This window comes from Aminobacter sp. P9b (assembly GCF_045345995.1).
GTDB classification, from domain to species: domain Bacteria; phylum Pseudomonadota; class Alphaproteobacteria; order Rhizobiales; family Rhizobiaceae; genus Aminobacter; species Aminobacter niigataensis.
The window spans coordinates 1,605,126-1,623,858 of the sequence record NZ_CP150082.1 but is presented as its reverse complement, the minus strand read 5'-3'; the positions used below and the strand labels follow the sequence as shown (position 1 = coordinate 1,623,858).

The following is an 18,733-nucleotide window of genomic DNA, read 5'->3' as shown; positions in this document are numbered from 1 at the left end:
GAAGATCTCGTTGAGACCTCTTTAACCAAGACCGGCGAAACTGGGAACCGATCACTGAGCGGTAATCTGTGTAACAAGCAGTGCCGCCGAAGACAAAGAAAAAGGGTGCCCGCCAAAAGGACACCAGGTTCAAACAGAGGTTACGGAAGTGTCTGGTTTCGCGTCGCTCCGCCTGGCCGTCAGCGCAGCACTGATCGGCATTGCTTTCGTTTCGCCGAATGCCGGTCTGGTCGGCCCCGCCGTGGCGGCCCAGGACGTCAGGCTCGGCCCGAGCGGGCTGCCGCTGCCGCGATTCGTCAGCCTGAAATCCGGCAAGGTCAATTCGCGCATCGGCCCCGGCGTCAACTATCCGGTCGACTGGCTTTATCTCAAGCCGGGCCTGCCGATGGAAATCATCCAGGAATATGACAACTGGCGCCGCGTGCGCGACTCGGAAGGTGCCGAGGGCTGGATCAACCAGTCGCTGCTGTCGGGCCACCGCACGGCGATGACGGCTCCCTGGCAGCGCGGCAAGCCGGCACAGCTCAACCTGCTGGCCAAACCCGAACAGGGCGCGCGCACCGTCGCCGTCATCGACCCAGGCGTGATCGGCTCGATCAAGCAGTGCAACGGCGAATGGTGCGAGATGACCTTTGCCGGCACGAGCGGCTGGCTCAACCAGTCGCAGGTCTGGGGTGCATATCCCGGCGAAAGCATCGAGAACTGAGTTATCTTCCCGGCTGCCGCAGCCGGGATCGCCGACCTCAGGCTTGGCGCTTGGGCCTGAGCCTCACCACGATATCGACATTGGCGATTTCCATGCCTTCCGGAGGCTCCGGCAGGTTGGTGACCGTGACCGGGCCCGATTCGATATCGAACACGCGGTTTTCGCCTTCGATGAAGAAGTGGTGGTGGTCGGAGGTGTTGGTGTCGAAATAGGTCTTCGAACCTTCGACCGCGAGAATACGCAGCAGCCCGGACTCGGTGAACTGGTGCAGCGCGTTGTAGACGGTCGCCAGCGACACCGGCACGCCGGCGCCCAGCGCCTCTTCGTGCAGCTCCTCCGCCGAGAGATGGCGATCGCCCTTTGCGAACAGGAGTTCGGCCAACGCGATGCGCTGCCGCGTGGGCCTCAGCCCCGCGTCGCGGACACGCGCTTCCACAGCAATACTGGCCTTGCGGGAATCCACTCGGTTTGCCTCGTCGAAGTTGGCCTTCGCCTCAATAATATCCGCCAGGCGCTCTCAAATCCGAATGGAACGCCGGCAAGCTATGCCTGACATATATTCTGTCGTTCAAATGCGATCAATAGCGCGCATTGACCCAGGCGGACGGGCACGTTAATCGCAAACGCCGGTTTCCGGCTGCAAACAGTCTGTGCTAGTGAGAGCACACAAGAAGGGCGTGGCACCGCCCGAGAACTATTACGGGGAAGGTGTTCATGGCCGATCAGAAATCCAGCTACGGCTACGAAGAATTGCTGGCATGTGCCCGCGGCGAGCTGTTCGGACCCGGCAATGCCCAGCTGCCGGCCCCGCCGATGCTGATGTTCGATCGCATCACCGAGATCAGCGAGACCGGCGGCGAGTTCGACAAGGGCTTCGTCCGCGCCGAATTCGACATCAAGCCGGACCTTTGGTTCTTCCCCTGCCATTTCATCGGCAATCCCATCATGCCCGGCTGCCTCGGCCTCGACGCCATGTGGCAGCTGACCGGCTTCTTCCTCGGCTGGCTCGGCGAGTCCGGCAAGGGCATGGCGCTCTCCACCGGCGAGGTGAAGTTCAAGGGCATGGTCACGCCTTCGGTGAAGAAAGTCGAATACGGCATCGACTTCAAGCGCGTCATGCGCGGCCGCCTGGTGCTCGGCATCGCCGATGGCTGGCTGAAGGCTGACGGCGAACCTATCTACAAGGCTACCGACCTGAAGGTCGGGCTCTCGAAGCAGGAAGCCTCGGCCGTCTGATCGGCCCCATACACTGGACCGGAGATTCTCATGAGACGTGTCGTCGTAACTGGCCTTGGCATCGTATCGTCCATCGGCAACAACGCCTCCGAGGTTCAGGCTTCGCTGCGTGACGCCAAGTCCGGCATCAGCTTTTCCGAATCCTTTGCCGAACATGGCTTCAAGTGCCAGGTGTGGGGCGCGCCGAATCTCGACACGACCGAACTTGTCGACCGTCGCGCCGCGCGCTTCCTGTCGCAGGGCGGCATGTGGAACCATGTCGCCATGAAGCAGGCGATCGCCGACAGCGGTCTCGAAGAGAACGTCATTTCCGGCAACGAACGCACCGGCATCATCATGGGTTCGGGCGGTCCTTCGACCCGCACCATCGTCGAAGCCGCAGAGATCACGCTCAAGAACAACAGCCCCAAGCGCATCGGGCCGTTCGCCGTGCCGAAGGCGATGTCTTCGACCGCATCGGCAACGCTCGCCACCTGGTTCAAGATCCACGGCGTCAATTATTCGATCTCGTCGGCCTGCTCGACCTCGGCGCATTGCATCGGCAACGCCGCCGAGATGATCCAGTGGGGCAAGCAGGACGTCATGTTCGCCGGCGGCCACGAGGACCTCGACTGGACCATGTCGAACCTGTTCGACGCCATGGGCGCCATGTCGTCCAAGTACAACGACCGCGCCTCGGTCGCCTCGCGCGCCTATGACGCCAACCGCGACGGCTTCGTCATCGCCGGCGGCGCGGGCGTGCTGGTGCTCGAGGAGCTCGAACACGCCAAGGCGCGCGGCGCCAGGATCTATTGCGAACTGGTCGGCTACGGTGCGACATCAGACGGCTACGACATGGTCGCGCCGTCGGGCGAAGGCGCCATGCGCTGCATGCGCCAGGCGCTGTCGACGGTGAAGGGTCCGGTCGACTACATCAACACCCACGGTACTTCGACGCCGGTGGGCGATTCGAAGGAAATGGGCGCGATCCGCGAAGTCTTTGCAGACAAGCTCCCCAACATCACCTCGACCAAGTCGCTGACCGGCCACTCCCTGGGTGCGGCCGGCGTGCAGGAATCGATCTACTCGATCCTGATGATGCAGGGCGGCTTCATCGGCGAGAGCGCTCATATCGAGGAGCTCGACCCGGAATTCGAAGGCATGCCGATCGTGCGCAAGCGCATCGACAACGCCAAGATCGACACGGTGCTGTCCAATTCCTTCGGCTTCGGCGGCACCAACGCCACGCTCGTTTTCCAGCGCCTCTCCGCATAGGGACACCGACATGGATGGATTGATGAAGGGCAAGCGCGGGCTCATCATGGGCGTCGCGAACGACCACTCCATTGCCTGGGGTATCGCGCAGAAGCTCGCCCAGCACGGCGCCGAGCTTGCCTTCACCTATCAGGGCGAGGCCTTTGGCCGCCGCGTCAAGCCGCTGGCCGAGAAGGTCGGCGCGGAGATCCTGGTGCCCTGCGACGTCGAGGACAGCGCCTCGGTGGCTGCCGCCTTCGAGACGCTCAGGGAAAAGTGGGGCGGCATCGACTTCCTGGTCCACGCCATCGGCTTCTCCGACAAGAACGAGCTGAAGGGCCTCTACGCCGACACCACGCGCGAAAATTTCGTGCGCACCATGGTGATCTCGTGCTTCTCATTCACCGAAGTCGCCAAGCACGCTGCGGCCCTGATGAACGACGGCGGCTCGATGATCACCCTGACCTATGCCGGATCGGTGCGCGTCATGCCCAACTACAACGTCATGGGCGTCGCCAAGGCAGGCCTCGAGGCCAGTGTCCGGTATCTTGCCAACGATTACGGCCCGCGCGGCATCCGCATCAACGGCATCTCGGCCGGCCCGGTGCGCACGCTGGCAGGTGCTGGCATCTCGGATGCCCGCCACATGTTCTCCTACCAGCAGCGCAACTCGCCGCTGCGGCGTACCGTGACCCTCGACGAGGTTGGCGGTTCGGCGCTGTACCTGCTGTCGGACCTGTCGTCGGGCGTCACCGGCGAGATCCATTACGTTGATTCGGGCTATCACATCGTCTCGATGCCGACGCTGGACGAGCTCAAGCAGATGGACGGTGGCCGCGAGTAGTATCCGGAAATCGGATTCGATTTCCGGCAAGCCCCATGTACCTATTCATGCTTTTGCAGCGTCTTTTGCGCTTATGGGAAGACTTGCGGCGGGGTGAAAATTCTTGCCCAAATTAAAATTGTAGACAATCGCCGCAAGCGATCTTAACGAGCGAATCGGTAGTGATGCCACGCAAGTTAGGAAAGTCACGCATGCCTGCCGTCAGGAATCCCCGTCGAAGCCCGCTGTTTCGGCTCGTCACCATCGCCAGTTCGGGGTTGGGCAGTTTCACATTGGGCATGTGGGGGCTGAAGTTCGCCCTTGGCGACAACATCGGCGGCATGCCCACGGAAGTTGCCAGCGCGGTCATCGCCGCGCTTTGCGCGCTCGCTGCGTCGATTGCAGCCATGTCGTTCTTCGCCGGCATCGACGAATCGGCCGATTACGTTTTCAACGAGACCCATTTCGACAAGCTGACCGGGCTGCTGGCCCGTACCGCGATGGTCGGCAAGATCGCCGAGGCGGCGTCGGCCACGGCACGAACCGGCAAGCCGGTGTTCCTCATCGACATCGATATCGACCGCTTCAAGCAGATCAACGATGCCATCGGCTACAGCAATGGCGACGCGCTGATCCGTGCCTTCACCGCAAGGCTCAAGGCGGCGCTGCCGCGCGACGTGGTCGTCGGCCGCATCGGCGCCGGCGAATTCGCCATCCTCTATCCCGACCAGGCCTTGCACGGGTCGCTCGAAGCGCTCATCGACCGCGTCATCCACGATCTCATGCGGCCTTACCCGCTGGCATCGCATCTCCAGTCGGTCAACGTGTCCGTCGGCGTGGTCGCCATGCCCAAGGACGGCTACGATCCGGTGACGCTGCTGCGCCGCTCCAACCTGGCGCTGCAGAACGCGCGGGCCAGCGGCATCGGCGCCTGGACCGTTTTCCAGCCCGAGATGGGCCGCGTCGCAGATCACCGCCAATGGGTCGAGTCGGAACTGCATGTCGCCTTCGAGCGCGGCGACTTCGACCTTCACTACCAGCCGCAGCTCGACCTGCCGACCGGCCGCGTCGTCGGCTACGAGGCGCTGATCCGCTGGAATCACCCCGAGCGCGGCATGATCGCGCCCAACGAGTTCATCTCGGTCGCCGAAGAAACCGGCATGATCGCCCCGATCGGCGAATGGGTGCTGCGCAAGGCCTGCACCGATGCGCGCCTGCTGCCGGAAGACTGCTTCGTGGCGGTCAACATTTCGCCGGTCCAGTTCATGACCCGCGACTTCGTCGGCATCGTCGAGAAGATCATCAAGGAAACCGGCATCGCGCCCAAGCGGCTCGAACTGGAGCTGACCGAATCGGCGATGATGCAGGACCGCGACCGCGCCGCCCTGATCCTGAAGCAGCTGACGGCGATGGGCATTTCGGTGGCCGTCGACGATTTCGGCACCGGCTACTCTAACCTCGCCTACCTGATCGACTTCTCGTTCCACAAGCTCAAGATCGACCGTTCCTTCGTCAGCCGCATGGAGACCGACAGCAATTCCGGCGCCGTGGTCTCGACCATCGTCGGCCTGTCCAGGGCGCTCGGCGTGCGCACCATTGCCGAGGGCGTCGAGACGGAGAACCAGGCCACCCTGCTCAGGGCGGCTGGCTGCCAGGTGGTGCAGGGCTATTTCTTCGGACGGCCGGCGCCGCTCGTCATTGGCGATGCAGGGCTTGTCGTTCCCGCTGACCGCCCCACCAGCCTGCACTGAAAACGCACGCTCAGCGCTTGGCGGAATAGACCCTGAAGGCGCTGTCGACGGCAATTTCCTGAACAGATGAGAATGTTGCCGCCAGCACCGGCTGGTAGGGCAGATGGCGGTTGGCCACCATGAACAGCCTGCCGCCGGGCTTGAGCGCGGCAGATGCCGCCTTGATCATGCGCTGGCCGATCTCCGGATCGGCATCGCGATCCTGATGGAACGGCGGGTTCATCACCACCAAATCGTAGCGCCGCTCGACCGGTTCCTTGGCGAGATCCTGCCAGTGGAACGCAGGCTGGACAGGTGTGTTGGGCACGTTGGCCTTGGCCGCCTCCAGCGCGTCGAAGTCGGCCTCGAACAGGTCGAGCGCCTTGAGTTCCTTGGCGCGCGCCGCCACCTCGGCGGCGACATAGCCCCAGCCGGCGCAGAAATCGGCGACCTTGCCCTTGATGTCGGACGGCAGGTTGTCGGCCAGAAGGCGCGAACCGGCATCGACGCGTTCGAACGAGAACATGCCGGGCGCGGTGCGGAAGCGGTCCTCGACCAGTTGCTCGGGATTGTCAGCGCGCAAGGCGGCAGCGGCAGCGTCCGCCTGCGCGGTGCGCCGGAACCAGAGTGCAGTGCCATGATACTTGGGCAGGTGGTCCTCGATCTCGACCATCGAGCCAAGCCGCTTGCGCAGGCTGGCAATGCCGTCGTCCTTGCCGCCGGCAACAACGATCAGGCCGCCGGCCGCCACGCGCTCGATCGCCTCGGCAATTCGCAGTTCGTTGAGGCCGCGATGCCTGCCGGCGAGCACGAGAGCCGTGTCGAAGCCTTCTTCCTCGGCGCGTGCAGTCACATCATGTCCCGCGGCCGCCAGGGCCAGCACGTGGGGTCGAAAGCCCTGAACCAGGGAAAGCTTTGCGTCGAAGCCCTGCGGCGTCCTGAAGCCCGGCTCGGCGCCGATGAACAACACGCGCGCGCCCTGCCCCGGCATCGCCAGGACGTCGGCCTCGAAGGGATAGAACAGGGTTTTCAGGGCATCGCGCATTCTGGCATCCTAGTCGTGCGTCCTGCGAGGCTCGCCCTCGGCAAGCACCTCAGGATGAGGGCGGTTGGCGCCACCAACCGGAGATGTTGTGGCTTGATGTAACCTGTCATGCTGCCACCGAGCCCTACCTACCTCATCCTGAGGTGCGAGCGAAGTGAGCCTCGAAGACCGCACAACAAACGAAAACGGGCGCGACCTTACGGCGCGCCCGCTTCTTATCAACTTATCAGGCTATCAGGCGGCGGATTCTTCGCCTTCAGCCTTCTTGTCGCGAGCAATTTCCTTGCCCGTTTCCTGGTCGACGACCTTCATCGACAGGCGGACCTTGCCGCGCTCGTCGAAGCCCATCAGCTTGACCCAGACCTTGTCGCCTTCCTTGACCACATCCGAGGTCTTGGCAACGCGGTCGTTGGCAAGCTGCGAGATGTGGACGAGGCCGTCGCGCGGGCCGAAGAAGTTGACGAAGGCGCCGAAGTCAGCGGTCTTGACGACCGTGCCTTCGTAGATCTCGCCGACTTCCGGCTCAGCCACGATGGTGTGGATCCACTTCTTGGCCGCCTCGATTTCCTTGGCGTTCGACGAAGCGATCTTGACCGTGCCGTCGTCCTCGATGTTGATCTTGGCGCCGGTTTTTTCGACGATCTCGCGGATGACCTTGCCGCCCGAGCCGATGACTTCACGGATCTTGTCGGTCGGGATGTGCATGACCTCGATGCGCGGAGCGAATTCGCCCAGTTCCGAGCGGCCTTCCGACAGGGCCGTGGCCATTTCGCCGAGGATGTGCAGGCGGCCGTCCTTGGCCTGGCCGAGCGCGATGTTCATGATCTCTTCGGTGATACCGTCGATCTTGATGTCCATCTGCAGCGCGGTGATGCCGTTGGTCGTGCCGGCAACCTTGAAGTCCATGTCGCCGAGGTGATCCTCGTCGCCGAGGATGTCAGACAGGACGGCGAAGCGCTCGCCTTCCTTGATCAGGCCCATGGCGATGCCGGCAACCGGCTTCTGCAGCGGAACGCCCGCATCCATCAGCGCCAGCGAGGTGCCGCAGACGGTGGCCATCGAGGACGAGCCGTTGGACTCGGTGATCTCGGAGACGACGCGCAGCGTGTAGGGGAACTGCTCGGCAGCCGGCAGCATCGGGCGGACAGCGCGCCAGGCGAGCTTGCCGTGGCCGATTTCGCGGCGGCCGGGCGAGCCCATGCGGCCGGTTTCGCCAACCGAGTAGGGCGGGAAGTTGTAGTGAAGGAGGAACTTCTCCTTGTACATGCCGGTCAGCGCGTCGACATACTGCTCGTCTTCGCCGGTGCCGAGCGTGGCAACGACAAGCGCCTGGGTCTCGCCGCGGGTGAACAGCGACGAACCGTGGGTGCGCGGCAGGACGCCGACTTCGGAAACGATCTGGCGGACGGTCTTGAGGTCACGACCATCGATGCGCGAACCGGTGTCGAGGATGTTCCAGCGCACGATCTTGGCCTGGAGTTCCTTGAACACGGTTGCGACCTTGTCGGCCGACCACTTCGGAGCTTCTTCGCCTTCAGCGGCGAAGGCTGCCTTGACCTTGGTCTTGACCGCGTCGACGGCGGTGTAGCGGGCCTGCTTGTCGGTGATCTTGTAGGCGTCGCGCAGTTCGCCTTCGACGATCTTCAGCATCTCGGCTTCAAGCTCGGAATAGTCCGGCGCGGTGAAGTCGCGCGGATCCTTGGCGGCCACTTCGGCCAGCTTGATGATGGCGTCGATGACCGGCTGGAAGCCACGGTGACCGAACATGACGGCACCGAGCATGATGTCTTCGGCCAGTTCCTTGGCTTCCGACTCGACCATCAGCACGGCGGCATCGGTGCCGGCGACAACGAGGTCGAGCTTGGATTCCTGCATCTCGTCGATGTGCGGGTTGAGCACGTATTCGCCGTTGATGTAGCCGACGCGCGCGCCGCCGATCGGGCCCATGAAAGGCACGCCCGAGAGCGTCAAGGCAGCCGAGGTGGCAACGATCGACAGGATATCAGGATCGTTTTCGAGGTCGTGCTGCACAACCGTGATGACGACCTGGGTGTCGTTCTTGTAGCCGGCGGCGAAGAGCGGACGGATCGGGCGGTCGATCAGGCGGGAGACCAGCGTCTCCTTTTCGCTCGGACGGCCTTCACGCTTGAAATAGCCACCGGGGATCTTGCCGGCCGCGTAGGTCTTTTCCTGGTAGTTGACGGTCAGCGGGAAGAAGTCGAAGCCAGGCTTCGGCTCCTTGGCCGAAACGACCGTCGCGAGAACGACGGTCTCGCCGTAGGTGGCGAGAACGGCGGCGTCAGCCTGACGCGCGATCTTGCCGGTCTCGAGGATGAGCGGACGGCCGGCCCACTCGATTTCGACTTTGTGGTGTTTGAACATTTCTTGTCCTTCGTAGCGGGAGTGGCAACGCCGCTCGGCGGCGCGCCCATTCCCTGGCTTGTTAGGCACGGGATCCGGGAAAACCACAGGGCCTTCCTGATGGATCATGTGCCTGGCTTCAGTTTGGCCAGCCACGGGCAAGACAACAAGAAGCTCGGTGGTGGATGTTGGCCGCGAAGGCGGCCGACCGAACGTCCTGCAATCCTGCCCCATGACCGTCCATGGGCGGTTCGGGCGCTTCCCTTTGGCGCTCCGGAACCTTTTCGACGCGACCGCACCCTGTGGCAGGATCGGGCCGAGGGACCATCCGGTTGATGGCCCTGAATGCGCGACCGGCGGGCTCCCACAAGGAGAGCCCGCCGGTCAATTCGTCAGCGGCGCAGACCGAGCTTCTCGATCAGCGTCTGATAGCGTGCGTCGTCCTTGCGCTTGAGGTAATCAAGCAGGCTGCGACGCTGGGAGACGAGCGCCAGAAGACCACGACGGGAGTGGTTGTCCTTCTTGTGGTCCTTGAAGTGCTCGGTCAGGTTCTTGATGCGCTCGGAGAGGATGGCAACCTGGACTTCCGGAGAACCGGTGTCGCCCTTGACGGTTGCGAATTCGCCCATGAGTTCCGACTTGCGCTCGGCAGTGATCGACATCGTGTTTTTCCTTTCGATCTGGAGGAAACGGGACGCCCACGGCCGGGATGTCGTCCAGCTGGGGCCGATGAACAAAGCGGCAAAAGACGCGATGTTGCGGCGCATATAGTGGAATTTGGCGGCAAATGCCAGCTATTTCGCAAGCCGGCTCCGGGCCGGGGTTCAGAGCCATTTCCGCCAGCGGAAAAACAACACCAGCGAGATCGCGACCAGGGCCATGAAGCCGAGGGCCACGGGATAGCCATAAGGCCACAACAGCTCGGGCATGTTCCAGGGCGATATGGTGGGGTCGAAATTCATTCCCCAGATGCCGGCGAGAAAGGTCAGCGGGATGAAGATCGCCGAGACGATCGTCAGCACGCCGATAATCTCGTTGGTGCGCGATTGCGACAGCGACAACTGCATTTCGATAAGGCCGATCATCGTTTCGCGCTGGGATTCGACTGTCTCGGCCAACCTGATCGAGTGGTCGAGCGTGTCGTTGAAATAGACCTTTGTCTCGGCCGAGATGAAGGCGGCGTCGGAGCGGATGAGGGTCGTCAGGGCATCGCGCAGCGGCCAAAGCGTGCGCTTGAGCAGATTGGTCGCCCGACGCAGGCCGTGCAACTGGCTGATGTGCTGCTTCCTGGGGGCGGCCAGCAGCTCGTCCTCGATCGCATCCACCTTGTCGCCGGTGGCATCGACGATCGGGAAGTAGCTGTCGACGACGGCGTCGATCAGGGCATAGGCGAGATAGTCGGCCTTGCGATGGCGCAGCCGGCTCGGGTTCGAGATGCGGATGCGCTGGCGCACCGGTTCGAACGGATCGCCCTCACGCTCCTGGAAGGTGACGACGAAGTTCTCGCCGAAGAAGAATGAAATCTGCTCGTAGCGGCCGCTCTTGGCATCGTCGATCATGCTGAGCACGAAGAAGGCATGGTCGTCGAAGAAGTCGGCCTTCGGGCGCTGGCCGGTGTTGACCACATCCTCGAGCGCCAGCGTGTGCAGGCTGAAGATGTTTCCGATTTCCTCGATCAGCGCGATGTCGGCGAGACCGACGCAGTCGAGCCAGATCAGCGGCCATTTCTCGCAAGCGGCCGCCACATCGTCGAGACTGGCGTTGTTGATGAATTCGCACGCGTCGGGCGATATCAGTGTCAGGTTGAGCGCCGATTGCCGTGCGGACGGATCGGCAATCAACGTTCCAGGCGAGGCCCCTACAGGGGCCCGCCGCACGTGTCGTGATGGACGTACTGCTATCGTCTCAGCCCCTGCCATTCGCGTTCCGCCCGCGGAATCATCTGGGACGATCCAAGCGGAAACGGCAGCCGCGTACAAGTGTCAGGCGGTGAAGACGCGCTTGGGCTTGAACATGCCCTGCTCGATGGCGCCGATGGCGACCAGCTTGCCACGCGCGGTGGCGCAGGCCTCCTCGGCCTCCACGGGCGCGTCGCGGCCTCGCACGATGACCGGATTGCCAAGCCTGATCTTGTTGGCTGCCTCGTCGGTCACGGCGACCTGCGGCAGGCAATCGAGCGCTGCTGCGGTGTCGACGACGAACTCGTCAATAGCGGTGAAATCCCAGCTGCCCTCTTCGCCGTCCGGCTGGCCGGCGGCGCGAGCAGCTTCGAGCTCAGCGATGGTGACGAAGTCTTCGGCAGTGAACGGATCGACCTCAGTGCGGCGAAGCTCGGAGATATGGCCGAAGCAGCCGAGATCGCGGCCCATGTCGCGCGCGAGCGACCGGACATAGGTGCCCTTGCCGCAATCGATCTCGAAAACGGTGCGATCAGCACTGTTTTCGATGATCTCGAGGCGGCCGATCTCGACCTCGCGGGCCGGAATGTCGACCGTCTCGCCCTCGCGGGCAAGGTCATAGGCGCGCTCGCCGGCAATCTTGATCGCCGAAAACTGCGGCGGCGTCTGCATGATGACGCCGGTGTAGTTCGGCATGATCGCACGGATTTCGTCCTCGGAAGGACGCTTGTCGGAGCTCTTGGTCACCGGGCCTTCGAGGTCGTCCGTGGAACGCTCCTCGCCCCAGGAGACGGTAAAGCGGTAAACCTTGGCGCCGTCCATGACGTAAGGCACCGTCTTGGTCGCCTCGCCAAGCGCGATCGGCAGCATGCCGGAGGCCAGCGGGTCGAGGGTTCCGGCGTGACCGGCCTTTTCGGCATTGAACAGCCACTTGATCTTGGAGACGGCCTCGGTCGAGCCCATGCCCACGGGTTTGTCCAGCACCAGCCAGCCGGAGACGGGCCGGCCTTTCTTCTTGCCGCGACGCGACATGTCAGTCTTCCTTGTCTTCTTCGCCGTCGAGGTCACGCGCCACTTCGGGCGAGCGCAGCAGATCGTTGATCTTGGCGAAATTGTCGTAACTGGTGTCCAGCCGGAAACGGAATTCCGGCATGTATTTCATCTGCCGCAAGGCAAAGGAAACGCGGCCACGGATGAACTTGGCGTATTTGTTGAGCGCCTCGATGACCGTATCGGGATCCTTGGCGCCAATCGGCGACACGAAGGCGGTGGCGATCTTGAGGTCTGGCGACATGCGCACCTCGGTGATCGAAATGACCGTCGTTTCAATCACCGGATCGATGATCTCTCCGCGCGGGAGCATTTCGGAAAGCGCATGGCGCACCTGTTCGCCGACGCGAAGCTGGCGCTGTGACGGGCCTGAACTCTGAAAACGCGACATGGTCCTGAAAATCCATATGTCGCAGGAGGCGGAATGGGACCGCGCTTCCTGCTGCACGAAAACGGACGGCGGCCGACCGGCCACCGTCCAAACGATGAGACAAATGCCAGAGGCTTAGAGCCTCCGGGTCACCATCTCCACGCGGAAGCACTCGATGACATCGCCCTGGCGCATGTCTTCGTAGTTCTGGAAGGCCATACCGCATTCCTGGCCGACCGGCACTTCGGAGACTTCGTCCTTGAAGCGCTTGAGCGTCTTGAGCGTGCCTTCGTGGATGACAACGTTTTCGCGGATCAGGCGGACGCCTGCGCCACGCTCGACCTTGCCTTCGGTGACGCGGCAACCCGCAACCTTGCCGGTCTTCGTGATGTTGAAGACTTCGAGGATTTCGGCGTTGCCGATGAAGGTTTCGCGGCGTTCCGGCGACAGCAGGCCCGACATCGCATCCTTAACGTCATCCACGAGGCTGTAGATGATGTTGTAGTAGCGGATCTCGATACCGGACTGTTCAGCGGCGTGGCGCGCCTGCGCGTTGGCGCGCACGTTGAAGCCGATGATCGCCGCACCCGAGGTTTCGGCAAGCGTGACGTCGCTCTCGGTGATGGCGCCGGCGCCCGAATGGACGATGCGCGCACGCACTTCGTCGGTGCCGAGCTTGTCGAGGGCAGCCACGATCGCTTCGACCGAACCCTGCACGTCACCCTTGATGATGAGCGGGAACTCCTTGAGGCCGGACGACTGCAGCTGCGACATCATCTGCTCGAGCGAGCCGCGCTGGGTGGCGTGCTTGGCGACAGCCTTGTCGCGCGCCAGGCGCTGGCGGTACTCGGTGATCTCGCGAGCGCGGGCCTCGTTGTTGACCACCGCAAAGCGGTCGCCAGCCTGAGGCGTGCCCTGGAGGCCGAGAATCTCGACCGGCATGGACGGCGGCGCCTCTTCGAGGTGTTCACCACGGTCATTGACCAGCGCGCGGACACGGCCCCACTGGTTGCCGGCGACGAGGATGTCGCCGGGCATCAGCGTACCGGTCTGGACCAGCACGGTCGCGACCGGGCCACGACCCTTGTCGAGCTTGGCTTCGATGACGACACCTTCGGCCGTACGGTCGGGGTTGGCCTTGAGGTCGAGCACTTCGGCCTGCAGCAGGATCGCCTCGAGCAGCTTGTCGAGATTGGTGCCGTTCTTGGCCGAAACCTCGACGTCGAGCACTTCACCGCCCATCGATTCCACGAAGACTTCGTGGCGCAGCAGCTCGGTGCGGACCTTCTGGGCATCAGCCGTCGGCTTGTCGATCTTGTTGATCGCCACGATGATCGGCACGCCGGCCGCCTTGGCATGGCTGATCGACTCGATCGTCTGCGGCATGACGCTGTCGTCGGCCGCAACCACGAGGATCGCAATGTCGGTCGCCTGGGCACCACGAGCACGCATCGCCGTGAAGGCGGCGTGGCCGGGGGTGTCGATGAAGGTGATCTTCTGACCGTTCTTCTCGACCTGGTAGGCGCCGATGTGCTGGGTGATGCCGCCGGCTTCGCCCGACTGCACATTCGCATTGCGGATGGCGTCGAGCAGCGAGGTCTTGCCGTGGTCGACGTGGCCCATGATGGTGACGACAGGCGGACGCGAAACCAGGGTCGCGCTGTGATCGGCGATGTCGAACAGGCCTTCTTCGATGTCGGACTCGGCAACGCGGCGAACCGTGTGGCCGAATTCGGAAGCGACCAGTTCAGCCGTATCGGCGTCGATGACGTCGCCCGGCTTCAACATCTGGCCTTGCTTCATGAAGAACTTGACGACCTCAACGGCGCGTTCGGACATGCGCTGGGCCAGTTCCTGAATGGTAATGGTCTCAGGAAGAATAACCTCACGCACGATCTTTTCGCGCGTTTCCTGGTGCATCGCACGCTTGAACTTCTCCTGACGACGACGCATCGCCGACAGCGAACGCGAACGGGCGTCGCCATCCCCGGAAGTCAGCGCCGTATTGAGCGTCAGCTTGCCGCGACGGCGGTCGTCTTCCGTCTTGGTCTTGGCCGGACGGGCAACCTCGGGGGTCGCAATGCGGCGGATGGGCGCTGCAGCAGCGACGCCGGGACCGACGCGGCCCTTCGGCTTGGCGTCCACCTCGTCGGGTACATTGGCCTCGAGCGCTGCAGCGGGGGCGCGGCGACGGGCTTCGTCCTCGGCGCGACGGCGCGATTCCGACTCCGCCTTGAGACGGGCTTCCTCTTCCGCCTGGCGGCGAGCCGATTCCTCGCGCTCGCGGCCGCGGCGTTCATCTTCCTCGGCGCGGCGGCGTGCGTCGTCGGCAGCGCGCTGGCGCTCCTCGTGCTCGCGGGCGACAGAACCTTCAAGCGCGCGGCGACGCGCATCCATCTCGCTGCGCGACAATTCATTCAGGACCATGCCCGAACGCTCGGGCTGGGGCCGCGGCGTCTCGCGCACGACGACCGGCGCGGGCGCTGGCGCAGGTGCTGCGACCACCGGAGCTGCGGCTACCGGAGCTGCGGGCTGAGGCTTGGGTGCAAAGACGGCTGCGGCCGGTGTCGGCTCGTGCTTGTCGCCGGGCATGGAGAACTTACGCTTCTTAGTCTCCACGACGACCTGCTTTGTGCGGCCGTGCGAGAAGTTCTGGCGTACGGTTCCCTGCTCCGATCCCGGGCGCTTCAGCGTCAAGGTCTTCTTCGGAGTGACGCTCAACGTGTTGTCATCGCCCGATTTAGTGTCGCTCATTCCATATCCTCTGCGGCATCATCGTCGTAGGCAATCGCCGCAATCATTGCCAGATCATCCGGGGATCCGCCCCGATATCGGTCAAGCGCAACCATGCGCTTCGCGACCGCCTTGCCCGCTTCTCCCGCGAGGACGGCAGCATGTATCACATTTGTTGCACCCAATGCCAAACCCAATTCGGCTTCCGAAAAAAGTTTATAGGCAGGCGTTGCAGGCCCGCCGATATGCACTGTGGCCTTGCGGGCCTGGGTGATCTTGCGGACGCCGTCTTCAGCACCCTCGTAAGCATGGAGTACAAGAAGCGCCTTGCCGGCGCGGACCGTGGAGTCGACCTTGGCGGCACCTAGTGCCACCAGACCGGCCTTTCGGGCAAGCCCAAGCGCGCCAAGCGCCGATCTGGCGAGCAGATTATCGACCATGGCGCCCAATTCAGGCGGCACGACGACCTGCGCCTTGAAAGCGCGGGCGAACATGCCCTTGGCCTCCGCCTTGTCGATATGTAGGCGGTCGGCCGTCACCCAGCAACCGCGGCCGGGCAGATTTCTCTTGAGGTCCGGAAAAACGGTCGAATCCGGGCCGACGACGAAACGGATCAGATCATCCGGTTCGGCGCTCTTGCGCGTGACGATGCAGGTGCGATCGTTCATCTCGTCCAACAGATTCTCCGGCCGGCCTCACGTCACTCACCGGCGACGTCGGCTGGCTCTTCCTCGGACACGACTTCGTCCTCGGCGATCCAACCAACCATGCGGCGGGCAGCAACGACCATCTGTTCCGCATCAGTGCGCGACACGCCGTAGTCGGCGAGCACGCCCGGGAAGAACTTGGTCTCGCCGTCCTTGCGTTCCTTCCAACCGACGAGATCGTCGGCGGCATAGCCGGCGAAGTCCTCGATCGTCTTCACGCCGTCATCACCGAGCGCCACCAGCATCGCGGTGGTAATGCCGGGGATTTCGCGCAGTTCGTCCTGCACGCCGAGCGTCTTGCGCTTCTCGTCGTGCTCGGCCTCGATCTTTTCGAGATACTCGCGGGCCCGGGTCTGGATCTCGGAAGCGGTGTCCTCGTCGAAGCCGTCGATCGAGGCAATTTCGTCGGCATCGACGTAAGCCACTTCCTCAACCGAGGTGAAGCCTTCGGAAGCCAGCACCTGACCGACCATCTCGTCGACGTCGAGCGATTCCATGAACAGGGTCGAACGCTCGACGAATTCCTTCTGGCGGCGCTCCGACTCTTCCTGCTCGGTCAGGATGTCGATATCCCAGCCGGTCAGCTGCGAAGCCAGGCGCACGTTCTGGCCGCGGCGGCCGATGGCCAGCGACAGCTGGTCGTCGGGAACCACCACTTCGATGCGCTCGGCGTCCTCGTCGAGGACGACCTTGGCGACTTCAGCCGGCTGCAAGGCGTTGACGATGAAGGAAGCGGCCGAGGGCGACCACGGAATGATGTCGATCTTTTCACCCTGGAGCTCGCCGACAACGGCCTGGACGCGCGAACCGCGCATACCGACGCAGGCGCCGACCGGGTCGATCGAGCTGTCACGCGAGATGACGGCGATCTTGGCGCGCGAACCGGGATCGCGGGCAACCGACTTGATCTCGATGATGCCGTCGTAGATTTCCGGCACTTCCATGGTGAACAGCTTCGCCATGAACTGCGGATGGGTACGCGACAGGAAGATCTGCGGGCCGCGCTGCTCGCGGCGCACGTCGTAGACGTAGGCGCGAACGCGGTCGCCGTACTTGTAGTTTTCGCGGGGGATCAGCTCGTCGCGGCGGATGATCGCCTCGCCGCGGCCGAGATCGACGATGACGTTGCCATACTCGACGCGCTTGACCGTGCCGTTGACGATCTCGCCGATGCGATCCTTGTATTCGTCGTACTGGCGGTCGCGCTCGGCTTCACGCACCTTCTGGACGATGACCTGCTTGGCCGACTGGGCGGCGATGCGGCCGAAATCCATCGGCGGCAGCTGTTCGGCGATGAAATCGCCGAGCTGGGCGTCGGGGTTGCGTTCGCGAGCCGAGCTCAGCGCGATCTGGATGGCATAGTCGTCGACCTTTTCGACAACTTCCATCAGGCGCTGCAGCTTCATCTCGCCCGTGTTGGGGTTGATGTCGGCGCGGATGTTGGTCTCTTGACCATAGCGCGAGCGCGCTGCCTTCTGGATCGCGTCGGCCATCGCGGCGATGACGATCGACTTGTCGATCGACTTCTCGCGGGCGACCGCATCGGCGATCTGCAGCAGTTCGAGCCTGTTGGCGCTTACAACCATTGTCTTTCTCCCGGAGCGTTCGGCCGAACCTGGTCCAGCCGCGCGGCTCTATCAATCTTCCGTTTCGGTTTCTTCGTCTTCCGGCGCATCTTCGTCTTCGCCGCGACGTTTCCGTGCTTCCTTGCGCGCCTGATTGTCCTTGCTCAGGGCATCGCGAATGAGATCGTCGGTAAGGATCAGCCGCGCCTCGGAAATCGCCTCGAAAGGCACGCGCACGGTCGGCTCCTCGCCGTAGGCAGCCTGGTCACGCTGGATCAGGATGCCTTCTTCGTCGACCTCGGCGATCTTGCCGCGGAACCGCTTGCGGTCGGCAACCATGACCGAGGTCTCCATCTTGACGATGTGACCGATCCAGTTGCCGAAATCCGACTTGCGGACCAGCGGCCGGTCGATGCCCGGCGACGACACTTCGAGATGATACGCTTTTTCGATCGGATCATCGACATCGAGAGCAGGCGAAACCGCGCGGCTCACTTCTTCGCAATCCTGGACGGTCATGGTGCCGTCTTCGCGCTCGGCCATGATCTGCAGCGTCAGCCCGCTCTGCCCCGAAAGGCGGATGCGAACGAGGCGGAAGCCGATCGCGCGAAGGACGGGCTGGACGATCAGGGCGATGCGGGCGTCGATGCCGGTCTCGCGGATGATGCGGTCGTCGCCTGTCTGTTCGACTGCGTTTTCGGTCATAGAATCTCCAGACGGTCGGCAGGTAACAAAAAAGAGCGGGACCGGGTGGACCCACTCTTCGTCATACCGACCAAGAATTTGAGGCTGATATAGCCGAAGGCGGCGGCGCTTTCAAGTCCCGTGGCCGGCGGCGTCCACTGGCACTTATTTAGCCAACCAATGCAGCGGATGCATGGCAAGCATGCGCAGATGCCCCTACCGCTTCCCTTTGCGTCACCTATATTTGTTGCGCTGCACAAGAAATGATGATGCAGCGCAAAAGAGGATAAAGAGATGAACACCCGCAAGCCCCTTGGCCGCATTGGCGAACTGGTCCGCACCTTTGGTAGCGCCGTCGCTGCCGCAGCAGCCGTCGAGCGCGGTCATCGCCCAACCAACCAGGACCTGGTGATGCTCGGCATCGACCCGCTCCACTTCGACCGCATTCGCAAATACTGATTACAGGCATTCAGGGTAGAGAGCGCACCGCTGGCCGCGTCATTGGCGATTGCCAAGGCGTTGCCAGCCGGGCAGTGCTCCGGAGCGGCCGGTCAATCTGACCGTCGCTCTGTCCCTGGGTATCCCGCCTCGC

17 protein-coding genes are annotated in these 18,733 nt (G+C 63.2%); 6 read left to right on the top strand and 11 right to left on the bottom strand.

Annotated features, from left to right (window positions below; translation table 11 throughout):
- The first annotated feature begins 148 nt into the window (after positions 1-148).
- The gene (locus WHT83_RS07985; RefSeq protein ID WP_108605388.1) at positions 149-706 is read left to right on the top strand and encodes an SH3 domain-containing protein; all 558 of its coding nucleotides are present in this window, start codon (positions 149-151) and stop codon (positions 704-706) included.
- Positions 707-743: 37 nt separating this feature from the next.
- Here WHT83_RS07985 and irrA read toward each other — a convergent pair whose 3' ends face one another.
- On the bottom strand, positions 744-1,169 hold the full coding sequence (gene irrA, locus WHT83_RS07980) for an iron response transcriptional regulator IrrA (RefSeq protein ID WP_183264166.1): 426 nt from the start codon (positions 1,167-1,169) through the stop codon (positions 744-746).
- A 251-nt stretch (positions 1,170-1,420) separates the two neighbouring features.
- Here irrA and fabA point away from each other — a divergent pair, with 251 nt between their 5' ends.
- The 4 genes from fabA (at position 1,421) to WHT83_RS07960 (ending at position 5,749) form a co-directional block, all read left to right on the top strand.
- Positions 1,421-1,942 (top strand): 3-hydroxyacyl-[acyl-carrier-protein] dehydratase FabA, encoded by a 522-nt coding sequence (fabA, locus tag WHT83_RS07975; protein ID WP_108605390.1) that lies wholly within the window; start codon positions 1,421-1,423, stop codon positions 1,940-1,942.
- Positions 1,943-1,972: 30 nt separating this feature from the next.
- Positions 1,973-3,196 carry a beta-ketoacyl-ACP synthase I gene (gene fabB, locus WHT83_RS07970; protein ID WP_183264167.1) on the top strand — a complete coding sequence of 408 codons (1,224 nt, stop codon included), beginning with the start codon at positions 1,973-1,975 and terminating at the stop codon, positions 3,194-3,196.
- 10 nt (positions 3,197-3,206) lie between these two features.
- Complete coding sequence (gene fabI, locus WHT83_RS07965; protein WP_406873485.1) at positions 3,207-4,019, top strand: enoyl-ACP reductase FabI; 813 nt, start codon at positions 3,207-3,209, stop codon at positions 4,017-4,019.
- Between the two features lie 191 nt (positions 4,020-4,210).
- Positions 4,211-5,749 (top strand): bifunctional diguanylate cyclase/phosphodiesterase, encoded by a 1,539-nt coding sequence (locus WHT83_RS07960; protein WP_183264169.1) that lies wholly within the window; start codon positions 4,211-4,213, stop codon positions 5,747-5,749.
- Positions 5,750-5,759: 10 nt separating this feature from the next.
- Here the strand turns inward: WHT83_RS07960 and WHT83_RS07955 are convergent, their stop codons facing one another.
- The 10 genes from WHT83_RS07955 to rimP all read right to left on the bottom strand — a co-directional run bounded on the left by WHT83_RS07955 (position 5,760) and on the right by rimP (position 18,162).
- The gene (locus WHT83_RS07955) at positions 5,760-6,773 is read right to left on the bottom strand and encodes a class I SAM-dependent methyltransferase (RefSeq protein WP_406873484.1); all 1,014 of its coding nucleotides are present in this window, start codon (positions 6,771-6,773) and stop codon (positions 5,760-5,762) included.
- 234 nt (positions 6,774-7,007) lie between these two features.
- Positions 7,008-9,155, bottom strand: a complete 2,148-nt coding sequence (gene pnp / locus WHT83_RS07950; protein ID WP_108605395.1) for a polyribonucleotide nucleotidyltransferase — start codon at positions 9,153-9,155, stop codon at positions 7,008-7,010.
- 371 nt (positions 9,156-9,526) lie between these two features.
- On the bottom strand, positions 9,527-9,901 hold the full coding sequence (rpsO, locus tag WHT83_RS07945; protein ID WP_275543110.1) for a 30S ribosomal protein S15: 375 nt from the start codon (positions 9,899-9,901) through the stop codon (positions 9,527-9,529).
- Positions 9,902-9,958: 57 nt separating this feature from the next.
- On the bottom strand, positions 9,959-11,053 hold the full coding sequence (corA, locus tag WHT83_RS07940; RefSeq protein ID WP_108605396.1) for a magnesium/cobalt transporter CorA: 1,095 nt from the start codon (positions 11,051-11,053) through the stop codon (positions 9,959-9,961).
- 63 nt (positions 11,054-11,116) lie between these two features.
- Positions 11,117-12,064, bottom strand: coding sequence for a tRNA pseudouridine(55) synthase TruB (gene truB, locus WHT83_RS07935; protein WP_108605397.1), 948 nt, complete (start codon positions 12,062-12,064; stop codon positions 11,117-11,119).
- Position 12,065: 1 nt separating this feature from the next.
- Entirely contained in the window at positions 12,066-12,473 is a 408-nt protein-coding gene (rbfA, locus tag WHT83_RS07930) for a 30S ribosome-binding factor RbfA (RefSeq protein ID WP_108609539.1), read from the bottom strand.
- Between the two features lie 114 nt (positions 12,474-12,587).
- A complete protein-coding gene (gene infB, locus WHT83_RS07925; protein ID WP_108605398.1) occupies positions 12,588-15,206 on the bottom strand; it encodes a translation initiation factor IF-2 in 2,619 nt (872 codons plus the stop codon).
- Positions 15,203-15,853 (bottom strand): RNA-binding protein, encoded by a 651-nt coding sequence (locus WHT83_RS07920; protein WP_183264187.1) that lies wholly within the window; start codon positions 15,851-15,853, stop codon positions 15,203-15,205. The genes infB and WHT83_RS07920 overlap by 4 nt, the downstream gene beginning before the upstream one ends.
- Positions 15,854-15,885: 32 nt before the next feature.
- Positions 15,886-17,478, bottom strand: coding sequence for a transcription termination factor NusA (nusA, locus tag WHT83_RS07915; RefSeq protein ID WP_108605399.1), 1,593 nt, complete (start codon positions 17,476-17,478; stop codon positions 15,886-15,888).
- A 51-nt stretch (positions 17,479-17,529) separates the two neighbouring features.
- Entirely contained in the window at positions 17,530-18,162 is a 633-nt protein-coding gene (gene rimP / locus WHT83_RS07910) for a ribosome maturation factor RimP (RefSeq protein ID WP_108605400.1), read from the bottom strand.
- A gap of 273 nt (positions 18,163-18,435) precedes the next feature.
- On the opposite strand from rimP, the gene WHT83_RS07905 reads away from it, so the two are divergent.
- On the top strand, positions 18,436-18,600 hold the full coding sequence (locus tag WHT83_RS07905) for a hypothetical protein (RefSeq protein WP_165916076.1): 165 nt from the start codon (positions 18,436-18,438) through the stop codon (positions 18,598-18,600).
- Positions 18,601-18,733 lie beyond the last annotated feature (133 nt).